General features: G+C 50.7%; 13 protein-coding genes. 2 read left to right on the top strand and 11 right to left on the bottom strand.

Annotated elements, in window-relative coordinates:
- Positions 1-7 precede the first annotated feature (7 nt).
- The 7 genes from I8J30_RS26050 to gpr all read right to left on the bottom strand — a co-directional run bounded on the left by I8J30_RS26050 (position 8) and on the right by gpr (position 8,016).
- Positions 8-1,009: a C40 family peptidase gene (locus I8J30_RS26050; RefSeq protein WP_210663138.1), complete on the bottom strand. Its 1,002-nt coding sequence runs from the start codon at positions 1,007-1,009 to the stop codon at positions 8-10.
- 183 nt (positions 1,010-1,192) lie between these two features.
- Positions 1,193-1,654: an N-acetyltransferase gene (locus I8J30_RS26045; protein WP_091219738.1), complete on the bottom strand. Its 462-nt coding sequence runs from the start codon at positions 1,652-1,654 to the stop codon at positions 1,193-1,195.
- Between the two features lie 108 nt (positions 1,655-1,762).
- Positions 1,763-2,920: a radical SAM family heme chaperone HemW gene (gene hemW / locus I8J30_RS26040; RefSeq protein ID WP_210663136.1), complete on the bottom strand. Its 1,158-nt coding sequence runs from the start codon at positions 2,918-2,920 to the stop codon at positions 1,763-1,765.
- Between the two features lie 113 nt (positions 2,921-3,033).
- A complete protein-coding gene (gene lepA, locus I8J30_RS26035; protein ID WP_210663134.1) occupies positions 3,034-4,851 on the bottom strand; it encodes a translation elongation factor 4 in 1,818 nt (605 codons plus the stop codon).
- Between the two features lie 66 nt (positions 4,852-4,917).
- The gene (locus I8J30_RS26030; protein ID WP_210663132.1) at positions 4,918-5,400 is read right to left on the bottom strand and encodes a hypothetical protein; all 483 of its coding nucleotides are present in this window, start codon (positions 5,398-5,400) and stop codon (positions 4,918-4,920) included.
- A gap of 24 nt (positions 5,401-5,424) precedes the next feature.
- A complete protein-coding gene (gene spoIIP, locus I8J30_RS26025) occupies positions 5,425-6,756 on the bottom strand; it encodes a stage II sporulation protein P (RefSeq protein ID WP_210663130.1) in 1,332 nt (443 codons plus the stop codon).
- A 252-nt stretch (positions 6,757-7,008) separates the two neighbouring features.
- Complete coding sequence (gene gpr / locus I8J30_RS26020) at positions 7,009-8,016, bottom strand: GPR endopeptidase (RefSeq protein WP_210663128.1); 1,008 nt, start codon at positions 8,014-8,016, stop codon at positions 7,009-7,011.
- A gap of 189 nt (positions 8,017-8,205) precedes the next feature.
- On the opposite strand from gpr, the gene rpsT reads away from it, so the two are divergent.
- On the top strand, positions 8,206-8,478 hold the full coding sequence (gene rpsT / locus I8J30_RS26015; RefSeq protein ID WP_210663126.1) for a 30S ribosomal protein S20: 273 nt from the start codon (positions 8,206-8,208) through the stop codon (positions 8,476-8,478).
- Between the two features lie 65 nt (positions 8,479-8,543).
- Here rpsT and holA read toward each other — a convergent pair whose 3' ends face one another.
- The 4 genes from holA to I8J30_RS25995 form a co-directional block, all read right to left on the bottom strand.
- The gene (gene holA / locus I8J30_RS26010; protein WP_240548390.1) at positions 8,544-9,560 is read right to left on the bottom strand and encodes a DNA polymerase III subunit delta; all 1,017 of its coding nucleotides are present in this window, start codon (positions 9,558-9,560) and stop codon (positions 8,544-8,546) included.
- Positions 9,561-9,812: 252 nt separating this feature from the next.
- Positions 9,813-10,937 (bottom strand): zf-HC2 domain-containing protein, encoded by a 1,125-nt coding sequence (locus tag I8J30_RS26005; RefSeq protein WP_210663121.1) that lies wholly within the window; start codon positions 10,935-10,937, stop codon positions 9,813-9,815.
- On the bottom strand, positions 10,934-11,482 hold the full coding sequence (locus I8J30_RS26000; RefSeq protein ID WP_090980011.1) for an RNA polymerase sigma factor: 549 nt from the start codon (positions 11,480-11,482) through the stop codon (positions 10,934-10,936). The genes I8J30_RS26005 and I8J30_RS26000 overlap by 4 nt, the downstream gene beginning before the upstream one ends.
- 333 nt (positions 11,483-11,815) lie before the next feature.
- Positions 11,816-12,775 (bottom strand): D-2-hydroxyacid dehydrogenase, encoded by a 960-nt coding sequence (locus I8J30_RS25995; RefSeq protein ID WP_210663119.1) that lies wholly within the window; start codon positions 12,773-12,775, stop codon positions 11,816-11,818.
- A 149-nt stretch (positions 12,776-12,924) separates the two neighbouring features.
- Between I8J30_RS25995 and I8J30_RS25990 the strand changes: the two genes are divergently transcribed.
- The gene (locus I8J30_RS25990; protein ID WP_091219767.1) at positions 12,925-13,242 is read left to right on the top strand and encodes a hypothetical protein; all 318 of its coding nucleotides are present in this window, start codon (positions 12,925-12,927) and stop codon (positions 13,240-13,242) included.
- Position 13,243 lies beyond the last annotated feature (1 nt).

The following is a 13,243-nucleotide window of genomic DNA, read 5'->3' as shown; positions in this document are numbered from 1 at the left end:
TAAAGGATTAAAGGACTCTTCTTCCCCACAAAACCCGATCGTTCCAGCTCCCTTCCAGCTCGGAGATCGTCACGCCGGGACTCCCGTACGTATGAATAACCTGATTGTTGCCGATATAAATGCCGACATGACCGACTATTTTGTTGCTGCTGTATCTTCCGGGGGTGTAGAAGAACACCGCATCTCCCGGTTTGAAATGCTCGCGGGCAACGTATTGTCCGATCTTCGATTGCGCTCTGGATGAGCGCGGGAGCTCTATACCTACATGGTCGAACACATGCTGCACAAATGATGAGCAATCGAATTTCCGGCTCTCTGCATAGGGTGCTGCATCAAATTTGTATGGGATCGCCATGAATTGCTTAGCAAACGAGATGACTTTCTCGGCATCCGCTCCGGGCTCGGTATTTCCTCCTTGATTTCCGCCTGAATTCCCATCCGGATCTGGATTTCCATCCGTATTATCATTAGGGTCCCACTGCGAATCGTCCGTGTCTAAAGCTTTGGCTCGAAGTGTGTTTCTTGGCATGCTCAATGCGGATGATCGATCAGGCTCATCGACCGCGGGAGGTGTTACCACGATTGAATTGAGCTTCGCATCCCAATCGAGAGGCGTTTGCCAAAGCTGCGACAAGGAGTTCGTTTCCAAATACAGTTTATGATCTATAAGCTGAGGAGCCTCATGCAGCATCAGCGGCTCATCGCCGATGTGAGCCTGTTTCGAATTCAGCTTGAATCTATAAATGGGATCCATGTAGCCCATCGATGCCGACTGGCTTGCAGGCTCCAATTCGTACCGATACCCGAACAGCTCTGCCGCTTGATCCGCCGGAATCCAAACCTTCCCGTCTCTCATCTTATAAGGGGTCGTTACCGCCCCTTGATGCCCTTGTATTTGCAAATTGACGAGCGAGCCGCTTGCGTTATTCTTCCCTATATGCGCGTTCTCTTTAGCCGAACAAGAGGCCAGAATTAGAGCCAGGGAGATAAAGATCATTAAGCGCTTCATGATTTGCGTATCCTCCTGTGGGGTTGCTGATCTCAAGTTAACAGCTTGTATTGTTCCCATTCCGGCCATTATTATGGCCGATCCCGGACTGGAAGAAACAAAAAGCCACTGTACCTTATCGAAAAGGTACAGTGGCTTATAAGTTATATGATGCTATTCATCGCAACAGGTCGTATAGTTGCATTAGTTCAACATTCTAAGTACGGCGATTTCGTCGCAAGCATGCTGCTTCGGACAGTGGATACAGTCCGTCCATACTTTCTCGGGAAAAATCTCCTTGTTCACGATCGTGAAGCCGTTCTTCTCGAAGAAATTGACCTCGTAAGTCAGCGCCATCACTTTCGGGATGTTCTGCTCCTTCGCTTCATGAAGCAGCTGATCGACAAGCTTGCTGCCTATACCCAGTCCCTTATAACCTTCAGATATGCCGAGCGAGCGGATCTCGACGAGGTCAGCGCCAAGCTGTGTTAATGAGCCGCAGCCGACTACCTCACCTGAAACCTCCGCTACAACGAAGGTATGAATTTGTCGCTTCAGCATATCGCGAGATCGCGGCAGCATAATGCCTTTCTCGGCGTACCCTGCTATTAAATCCACTAATGTTTCGATATCACTCTCGGTCGCCTTTCTGCATACCGCTTGCATCTCACTCGCCTCCGCTTCCATAAACTCCATAGTTAACTGCTTTTAACACGAATAAATATACACCATCATGAATGTTAACACAAGAATAATTTGACTGAATCCGCTGCCTTATCCGCTGATAAAGGCACCGAATACTTCGTTGCCGAGCGGGATTCCCTTCTCGGACAATCGATATCCGCCGCCGCTGCCTTCCGTGTACTCGATCAGCCCTTGCGAGAGTACGGTTCGAAGCGCCTCCCCAAACACGCCTTCAATCGTTTGACCGGGAAATTGAACCGAGAAACGATCATTGTTCACACCTTCGAGCATGCGAAGTCCGACCATCATGAAATCTTCCATCGCTTCATGCTCGGGTACCGGGTTCGTTTCAAGACGAGGAAGCCGCTGCGCCGCCGCATCAATGTAAGGCTGAATTCCTTTAATATTAACGTGCCGCTCGCCTCTGGCATAACCGTGCGCACCCGCACCAAGGCCATAATAAGGCTCGTTGCGCCAATACGTAATATTGTGTCTGCTCTCGTGGCCGGGCTTAGCGAAGTTGCTGATCTCATAATGATGAAACCCTTCCGCTTTAAGCTTATCAATCAGAAGCATATACATGGCAAGCTCATCCTCTTCCGGCGGAAGCGGCAGCTCATTGCGCTCATATAACGCATGGAACAACGTATTCTCTTCAACCTTAAGACCATAAAGCGAGTAATGGGGTAGTCCTAATTGCAAAGCACGATTAACGCTGTCAGAGAGCTGCTCCACGCTCTGGCCGGGAAGGCCGAACATCAGATCGATCGATAAATTGCTAAAGCCTGCCGCACGCGCATTCTCGATGCTGCGATAGACATCGTCGACATTGTGTATGCGGCCGATCCGCTCAAGCAGCCCGTTATCAAACGACTGTACGCCAAAACTGATTCGATTAACGCCGCCTGCCTTCATGGCTGTCAGCTTGTCCAAATCCGTAGTCCCCGGGTTCGCTTCCATCGTAAACTCCGCATCCGGATGAATGGGGAAGTATTTCTTCACGGAAGTCAGAAAACGCTCCATCTGCGGCGGTGTCAGCACGGTAGGCGTGCCGCCTCCAACGAATACCGTATGGATTTCTTCCGGAGGAAGCGCCTCAACCGTCCGCGCCATCTCGCTCTCCAGCGCATCCAGGTAAGCATCTACAGGCTGCCCACGAAGCACATAAGACGTAAAATCGCAGTAGTGACACTTGTTCGTACAGAAAGGGATATGAATATAAAGCGCCTTCGGCGCATGGTTAAACATTAGCGATTGTCACCTCCATAGGACGGGAATTCGTTACAGCAAGGCGTAACTTATCGTTGTCATGAAGAAAGGGAGCACGATGGCTCCCTCCCCAGAACAACGTCTCTAAGATTCTAATCCTCGTCGATCTTAAGCACGGCCATGAATGCCTCTTGCGGCACTTCAACACTGCCGACTTGCTTCATCCGTTTCTTACCTTCCTTCTGCTTATCAAGCAGCTTCCGCTTACGGCTGATATCGCCGCCGTAACACTTGGCAAGAACGTTCTTGCGCATCGCTTTAACCGTTTCGCGAGCGATAACCTTCGTTCCGATCGATGCCTGAACCGGCACCTCGAACATTTGACGAGGAATAAGCTCCTTGAGCTTCTCGCAAATGATCCGTCCGCGGTGATACGCGCGGTCCCGGTGAACGATAACGGACAATGCATCCACCTGTTCGTTGTTGAGCATGATGTCCATCTTCACGAGCTTGGACTGGCGATAGCCGGACAGCTCGTAGTCGAAGGAAGCATAACCCTTCGTGCTTGATTTCAGTTGATCAAAGAAATCATACACGATTTCGGAGAGCGGCATATCGTATGTGATCGTTACGCGGTTCGTATCCAGATATTCCATGTTAACGAACTCGCCGCGTTTGTTCTGACAAAGCTCCATGATCGCCCCAACATAATCATTCGGTACGATGATAGCTGCTTTTACAAACGGTTCTTCGACATATTCAATCTTGCCGATTTCCGGATAGTTCGACGGGTTGTCGATCTCAATGACATCGCCATTCGTCAGTGTAACGCGATAGATAACGCTCGGCGCCGTCGTAATGAGCGGAATATTGAACTCGCGCTCAATCCGCTCTTGGATGATTTCCATGTGAAGCAATCCCAAGAATCCGCAACGATAGCCGAAACCAAGCGCCGTGGATGACTCCGCTTCATAACGTAGCGATGCATCGTTAAGCTCCAGCTTCTCAAGCGCATCACGAAGATCGTTATAATCCTGCGTTTCGATCGGATACAAGCCGCAGAATACCATCGGGTTGATTTTGCGATATCCCGGCAGTGCTTCCAGCGCCGGCTTCTTCGCATCGGTAACGGTATCCCCGACACGGGTATCCTTTACGTTCTTAATCCCCGCAACGACGAAACCAACGTCGCCGACAGCGAGCTCATCGACGATTCCCATGCGCGGCATGAAGGCACCCACTTCGATGACTTCAAACTCCGCTCCCGTTGCCATGAAACGAATTTTCTTGCCCGATTTAATGCTGCCATCGATAACGCGCACATATACGATAACCCCTTTGTAAGGATCGTAGTGCGAGTCGAATATAAGCGCTTTAAGCGGCTCGTCCGGGTCACCGGTCGGTGCCGGAACTTTGCTGACAACCTGCTCCAAGATTTCCTTGATCCCGATGCCCGCTTTCGCTGAAGCATGAACGGCATCGCTTGCGTCAAGACCGATAACATCTTCAATCTCTTGCTTAACGCGGTCCGGCTCTGCGCTTGGCAGGTCGATTTTGTTCAGTACCGGAATGATCTCCAGGTTGTTGTCGATCGCCAAATATACATTGGCAAGCGTTTGCGCTTCGATGCCTTGCGCGGCATCAACAACGAGCAAAGCGCCTTCGCAAGCAGCCAAGCTGCGCGAAACTTCGTACGTAAAGTCTACGTGTCCCGGTGTGTCGATCAAATTCAAAATGTATTCAACACCGTCATCGGCTTTGTAACCGAGTCTGACGGCTTGCAGCTTTATCGTGATGCCGCGTTCGCGCTCCAGATCCATTTGGTCAAGCACTTGCTCTTGCATTTCTCGCGATGACAACGCCCCGGTAAATTCAAGAATCCGGTCTGCCAGCGTTGATTTCCCATGATCGATATGGGCGATAATTGAAAAGTTGCGAATTCGTTTTTGTCTGTCTCGTACGTCCGCCATGCTAAACCCCCAGAGGTACCTAATTGCTAATCATTCTTATAAGTATAACAGCTTGTAGGGTGACCATCAATCCGTTACCGATTCAAAAAACGAAACGACCATCCGAATTCCTTTCGAAGACACCGTTTGAAGCACCCCTGCCGTCCCATCCGCAACTTTATTAACCGTCGCATCGCTGCGCAAATCAGGCAAGCCCGTCAATCGTTTATTGAGCTCTTCTTGGAGCTTTCGCTCATACTCTTGACGAATTTCCTCTTCCGTTCTTCCGTGCTGCGCATCCGCTACGGTGCGTCTTTGAACATTTTGATCCACTTGATTCTCGGGGAGTTGGTCGAGGTTAGCTGCATCCGATAAACCGGAAGTATTGGAATTGCCCTCATTGTCGGTCAGGATAGAAGACGAATAACCGGCAGGGTTAACAGCTTGAACGCCTCCTTCAACAGGCCCATATACACGTTCAATGCCGCTTGACGCCATATCTATACCAAACAGAATGATGAGCGCAACCGCTCCCCCTACCAGTGCCATTTTCATCGATTGACGACGCATTCGATTCACTCCCCTATGAGTACACTATTTTTTCGATTTCGATACCGGCGGTGCCGTGACTTTCTCCGAATCCCAGTAGATGTCCGAGATGACCTTCGCCAGCACATCAATGGTCCGATAGGATTCCTTCAGCGTGTTGTCGACTCCACCCACTTCAATAAGAACGCTGTCCGGCGAAAGCGATTGATTATATTCCCCATTTCCGCTGGCGGTCGTCTTGCCCAAAATCCCGCGTGACAGTCCCGGATATTGCTTCTCCAGTGCCTCGTGCATACGGTTCGCCAGCGCTTCATTCTGCTTCCAATTGGGGTTGGCCAGCCCAATGATGAAGAATACTTCCGCATACGTTTCCCCGTTAATGGTGACCGTCGTATTTTTGCGTCGCAAGGAATCCCGGTGGATATCGAAGAAAAATTTGAGATCGTCATTTTTGGCCATCGCATCGACGACCGTTTTCTTCGAATACTTATAGGATAGGAGCCAATTGTAGTTTTTAATCGCCGTTACATAATCTGTGGAAGATTGTTGTGCCCCAATGCCGCTCTTCTCCAGTTGAAAAGCAAGACGTTTGCCAAGCAGCGTAATGTTCTTCACCGACGATTCGGCGTATTTCTTGCTGCTGATTTCCGGGAACCAGGACTCGCGGCTGTGAGAATGGTAGATAAATACGACCTTCTTACCTCCGGTTGTCGGCGTTGCCGGATTAACCGGTTCGACCTGCTCGGGATCTGAATCCGGCTTCGTATCGCCCGGCGTCTTCACCGGCGTCGTCGGCTCTTCCCCTGTATCCGTCACACTATTATCCGGCTCCGTTTGATCCGGCTGCGTGTCTCCCGTTTCATGATCCGGCCTCCCCGAATCCGTTACCGGAAGCCCTGACCCTTCGCTGCCGACCTCCTCTTGACCCGGAATCGAATCGTGATCTCCCGATTCGACGACCGCATCTGTACCCGTCCCCGGTCGCAGGATAACGGTCGTGTCGCCGCTCATGCCGGGGTACTGACTTGCCAGCAGACTCCTCGGATCCGCCGGGTTGATGTCGGTTAGCAGTCGGAACAAAAACGTACTGATCTGGCGGCCGTTAATGGCTGTTCTCGGCGAACCATCGCTTGTGCCCGGCAATTCCATGGACAGCATGTCTTTAAATAATCCGCCGGATACCGCTGCCGCGAAGCCTTTCATCGACGATACCGGCGATGACGCAGCGTTCTGATGCACGATTGCACCGATTCCTACTACAAGGACAAGGATCATCGATCCCAATGACAACAACGCAAAGGTACGGCCTGCTACAAGCAGCTGACGCAAACGCATGCTGCCTTTGGCAAGGTTCAGGGTCACAATCCATCGTTTCATTCCATGTACTCCTCCCAGTTCCAATTGTGGCATTCCTTCATCGCGCACTAGGCTAGTATCACTTTATGAAGCTGGTGGATTTAATAGAACCGAAAGTTTACTAGAGTCGGAGATTGCTAGATTAATAGATTTGATAGAGTGCGAACAACGTTTTCTTCCCCGAACCTACAAAAAGCTGCCCCAAAAGCCAAAATGGACTTTTGGAGCAGCTTCCCGGCTTCTATGGCTAAAGCATGTTTCGTCCTGAATAACCTAGTGCGTATAAGCCGCTACATTCGTTTTATCGACTGCTTCATGCAGCGCGGCATTCAGTCCGCTGGCTACGATGTTGGCGATGTCCTCGATGAACTGATCGATTTCTTTCGGTGTCACGAGCAGATCATGACCCAGAGGCCCGAGTGCCTCGCGGACAAGCTGCAACCGCTCATTCTCGTCGATGGAATCAAGCAAACCAAGGAATCCCTCCGCTTTGCCCGCTGCATGTTTCTTCAAATGATCCCGCATAAGATCGATGCTGTTGCTGACTATCGTCGAAGCATACAGCACGGTCGGAACCCCGATCGCAACAACAGGCACTCCCAGAATCTCCTTCGTGATCCCCCGCCGCTTGTTCCCGATGCCCGAACCGGGATGAATGCCGGTATCTGCAATTTGAATCGTCGTGTTTACCCGTTCAAGCGCCTTAGACGCCAGCGCATCGATCGCAATGATGAGATCCGGCTTCGAGCGGTCCACAATCCCTTGTACGATGTCGCTCGACTCAATGCCTGTTATTCCAAGCACTCCCGGCGCAACGGCGCTTACATTGCGGTAGCCCGGCGCGACCTCGTTGGGCATCAGCTCGAAGAAGTGGCGCGTCACAAGCGCGTTCTCAACGACAATCGGACCGAGCGCATCGGGCGTTACGTTCCAGTTGCCAAGTCCGACGATTAAGACGTTCGCCGTCTTGCTAATGCCAATCCGCAGAAGAAACTCCGCAAATTCCTGCGCCAGCTTCGTGGCCACGCGGTCTTGCAGCACGGTATCTTGCTTGCGCAGCTCCGGCACTTCGAAGGTCACATAGTGACCGATCATTTTGCCCATAATCCGGGAGCCTTCTTCGGTTGTAACTTCAAGTCTCGTGATCGTGATCCCGTCATCTTCCGATACGTCGGAGAGAACACCCGGTACCGGACCGTTCCCTGCTGCCTCTGCATATTCCTTCGCTTCAAGCGCCAAATCGATCCCCACGTTAAACTCTTGCAGATCAAGCTCACTCATGTTATAAGGGCGCTCCTTCCATCCGTTTGTGTCTAGTTTGCGAAAGGGAACCTCTAATTATGCGGTTACCGTCGTATTCCGTGGAATTCGGGCAATAACGAAGTATTGCTTTTTGGTCATGCCCATGATACACTATGTCAAGTTGTGTTGTTACAAAGGGATTCTCCCTTTTTACAGGAGGTGAATGCAATGCCAAACATTAAATCCGCAGTCAAACGCGTTAAAACTATCGAGAAACGCCGCGCTTTGAACGCTTCGCAAAAATCAGCTCTTCGCACGGCCGTTAAAACTGCTGATCAAGCTGTTGTTGCTACTGATGTTGATGCTGCTAAAGCAGCTCTTATCAATGCTACAAAAAAGCTGGATAAAGCCGTAACTAAAGGCCTGATTCATAAAAATGCAGCTGCTCGCAAGAAGTCGCGCCTGGCTAAAAAGCTTAACGCACTTAGCGCACAAGCCTAATCAATCAAACGAAAGACCTGCTCTTACGCCCAGTGCGTAAAAGCAGGTCTTTTTTGATGTTCTTATTAGGCCGCAAGCGAGAGTAGAAACAGCTCCAGCCCCAGCGTCTTATCAATGCGCCCCGTCTTCATGCTGTAATCCAGCTCTGCCAGCTTGTTCAGATGTTTCCCGAGCGTCTGTGCCGTAAACCGCTTGGCCTTCTCTGCGGCCAGCTTGACGGCGTATGGATGCAATCCAAGCTGACCTGCCATCTGCTGCGGGGAATAATTGTGCTGCTCCAGCTCTTTCACCTGCAGCATAATTCGAAATTGCCTGGCGATTAATGCTGCGATCTTAATCGGCTCCTCACGGCGCAGCAGCAGCTCTCCGTATAATTTAAGCGCACGGTCCACCTGCAGCGATGCCATTGCGTCAATAAGCGCGAAGACGTCCTCTTCTACCGTCGAGGCAATCAGATGTTCCACATCGCTGCTGCTGATGGAGCCGCCGCTGCCGGCATGCAGACAGAGCTTGTCCACTTCATGCGCCAGCTGCTGCATATTGGTCCCCGTACGGGCCAGAAGCAGCTGTGCGGCGTCACGGCTCATGCCACGTCCCTGTTCCTCCGCGCGTTTAACCGTCCACTGCAGAAGTTCATTCTCCTGAAGCTCTTGAAACGGAATTAACGCATCCTGCTCCTTCAGCAGCTTAACAACCTTACGACGCTCATCCAGCTTCTCAGCCATGACCTGAAACACGATGACACTGCTCTCATTAGGCTGCTTCAAATAAGCAATCAGCGCGTCTGTCCCATGCTCAAGCTTCCCTTCCTTGCCTTGAGCCGCTGCGAGCACAGAGGAATCCCGAATAAGCACCAGCTTGCGCGATGCGAAGAAAGGCAATGTCTCGGCCTCAGCTACGGCCTCTTCTATAGGTGTTTCCGATGTATCGAATTTAACAAGACCAAGCTCTTGCTCTTCGGGCGGCAGCAGCTTGTCCGTCAAGTCAGACACAAACTGCCGCATGCGATACCGGTCTTTCCCGTACAGTACATAGACGGGGCGGAACTTGCCCGCTTTCAATTCCTTCATGACATCCTTCATTTCCACGGCTCGAGTCCCCCTTTAAACCACCAACCCTACGATAGCGCCATTTTGCAAAAAACGCAACAAAGGGATGAAGTCAGCTAGCGACTCATCCCTTTGTCCCCGAACATCTATATAAACACTCGCTAGCATACGGTCCATGGTACCGGCTGCGAATGGTCATACGACGTCAAGGTGCCGTCCTATGACTGGTTTCCTGCTCCATACACCATACGCGAACATCCCGAAAAGTGTGCATCAACCGCCATATTATTTAATAGATTGTACTTGTTGCTCGGTTGCTTTCTTGGCATCCACGGAATAAACATGCTTACTCCCATCGGCATCTGCACCTTCGTAAGTCAATACCAAGCTGTCTTCGGACCACTTCAAATTCGCGATACCGGTTCGTTTGACGCCTTGGAAAATCATTAGGCTGTCTTGAACGGTGTAGATGCGAACGGTATCTTCCACAATAAACGCTTGATACATGCCGTCCGGCGAGATAGGCGACGCCATAATCACATTTTCCGTGGTAAAGCCGGTACGGTCTTTGTCTGCCGTCGTATTGGCATTATCCGACTTACTGTTCGCAGCCTGATCCTCGGCACCACTGTCCGTAGCAGCAGCGGTATCACCGGAATCGGAGTTGGCGTCGCTTGAACGAGATACCTCGTAGTTAGGCGATTGGCCCTTCACAGCAGGTGCTCCGCCATCCGTTTCGGCTGTGAGCGGCGGCATCGTTTCGCCATTCGGATCGACATTACGGATCTCCGACTTCATCATCGGCTTCTCATCGGACATAGAGGCCAGCGGCGCAGCTGTTTCAGTCGTAATTTCATCGGCGGCAACGGAATCGTTCGTCGCCTTCTCCGACTGATTCGCACTGGTCGAAGCATCGGCTGTTGATGTATTCTGTGCCGTATCGTAAGTATTGGATGAATCTGCGGCCATGTCCTGTGCAGAATCGTTCATCGACCGGCTCGGGTCGTAATTGACGATAAACAGTCCCGCAATGATCCCTGCTGCTATAATGCCGCCAATTGCACGGATCGAGAATCGGTCCGTCCATCTTCTCTTCTCCGAGCTTGGCGCAATTCGTCTTGCCATTGCCGATGGATTCATTTCACGGTCTTGCATGGAAGTATTGCCTTGAACGGTATCCTGAGCGACTTGAAGCTCTGCCAGCCGCGGCAGTATCGCATCCACTAAACTGTAGCTCGGCGTGACCTTCGGCAGGTTGGATAGTCCGGAGGAGAGCAATTCAAGCCGTTCAAGCATGGCTGCACATTCCGGGCAATGCCGTGTATGAGTCATCAAGAATTCGGCTTCCTGCTCATCCAGATCGCCGTCAAGCTGCCTTTGCATATATTCCATCACCTCTTGACAATTCATCCTCGGACACCCCCTCTCTGATAATCATGCAGGTATGTTTGCAGCTGTTGTCTTGCCCGGAATAAATAAGATTTGACCGTATTCAGCGGCAGATCAAGTGAATCTGCGATTTCGTTGTACGAGAAATCCTGCAAATAACGAAGAACAACAACGGCCCGATGATGCTCAGGCAGCTTGTCGATCGCTTTGCGAATATCCTGCGCAGCATAGGAAGTAAGAACTTCCTCCTCAACCGATTGATTATCCTTGAACACCATTTCATGCTCGTCGATGGATACAGTCGGTTTGGTTCGACGAAACTTATCGATGCATATGTTAGTCACAATCCGCTGTACCCAAGTTTTAAACTGGGCTTTCTCTTCATAGCTGCCGATTTTCGTATAAATACGAATAAGTGCTTCTTGAGCCGCATCCATCGCATCCTGCTCATTGCCTACAATATAGTAGGCTGTCCGGTAAACATGATTCTCAATCTCGCGCAATAGAGAAATAAGAGCGTCGCCATCGCCGGCTTGTGCGGCTTTAATAAGGCCTGGCTCTACCACGGAGGATCCCCCCTTGCAACCTTTCAGACGGAAAGGTTCGTTATAATGTTGCACCAAGCCTAAACAATTCTTTATAAAAATTTAAGCTGTTGTGATGAAGCCAAATGAAAATCAATGAAAAAGTGCCGTAAAATTGCGGATCATCGCCGTTTCTAGGCCAATCGGCACACATCTTATTACGGGAATTCATAATGAACGATGCGGTTTCGCTTCAATTTTGTAGAAATGATGAAGGAAAGCATACTATCCAAAATGATAGCAGAAAATAGAACAACCGTACACCCTACTAGATATTACCAGTGGGAGTACGGCTTTTGGACTACATAACAAAACTCAGTATTGCGCTTGCCAGTCAACCACGTTTCGGCAAGGTTTACCCTGTGCGCTGTAATACTTTAAGTTATCTAGCACGATCGATAGTGCTCGGTCCATATAATAAGGCGTATTGCCCGTTTCATGCGGCGTTATAATAACGTTCTCCATCTTCCACAGTGGATGTTCTTGCGGCAGCGGCTCCTGCTCGAATACATCAAGTCCCGCACCGGCGATTCGTTCCTGCTGCAAAGCATCAATGAGCGCAGCGGTATCGGTTGTGCCGCCTCGCCCAATATTAATGTAAATCGCGGATGGCTTCATGACCGCAAACTGCTCCCGGCCTATCAGGTGCTTCGTCTGCGCGGTCAGCGGCAAGCAATTCACGATGTAATCGCTTTGCGCGAGTACTTCATTTAATTGTTCGATCGTATACATACGGTCAACCCATTCAGCCGGTTCGCCCGACTTGCGAACACCGAGCACGTTCATGCTGAACGCTTGAGCCAGCTTGGCCGTTTCAAGCCCAATGGCGCCGGCCCCGAGAATCGCGATGGTTTTCCCATGCGCTTCCCCCATAATCTTCGATGGCTTCCATGTTTGCTGTTGCTGGTTGCGAATCGCAATATGTACGTTCCTTGTCAAGGAGAGCAGCATGGCAAAGATCGATTCCGATATTCCGTTCGGATGAACACCGGATGCATGCGTCAATATGACACCGAGCGATTGGAGTCTTTCCAGCGGAATGTGATCGACACCCGCACCTAAGTTTTGCAGCCATCTGAGTGGAATGCCGTGGGCATGAATGATTTTGAGCACATCCCGATTCCAGCCCAAAATGACTTCTGCACCCATCAGAGCTGCTCTTGCCTCATCGGCGCCAAAGCCGCTTACGCTTACATAGTCCAAGCTTGGACAAGCCTCTTGTATGGCCTTCACTTGTTCTTCGTCAAAAGGATGTACGGACACGATCGTTCCCATGGGCTTGATCCCCTTCCCAAACCGTTCTTTGCCACAGATTACCACCGCTCCGAGAACGATGTCAAACTGAAAAGTACGGCAAGGTTTGATTCTCATCCCAATCTCAGTATAATATGAGGTAGACAAGCGCACGAAAGGAGCCCTCCACGATGACTAAGACCAGCAATTGGTTTGACGATTATTTGGACCTCTACAACTTTGCCAAGCAGCTTGGCGATCAGCAGTGGCAGGAAGAGCTGCTCGAAGCGATGCGTCAGAAGGATGCATTGGACCGCGAAGAGGCTGTACGAAGTGCCAAAGAAGAGCTGTGGCATAAATTCAATACGATCAACCATCAAATGATGGATCTGCTTGCCCAGATGAAGCAGAGCAGCGATCCCGCCGAGGAAAGCACGATCCGCGAGCTGATCGGAACCTTGAAGCTACAGCGCATGGATTTGGCGAAGAAAATTAAATCGCTTAATTAAA

It is taken from the genome of Paenibacillus lignilyticus, assembly GCF_017942085.1.
GTDB lineage: Bacteria > Bacillota > Bacilli > Paenibacillales > Paenibacillaceae > Paenibacillus_Z > Paenibacillus_Z lignilyticus.
This window is presented reverse-complemented; position numbering and strand designations above follow the sequence as displayed.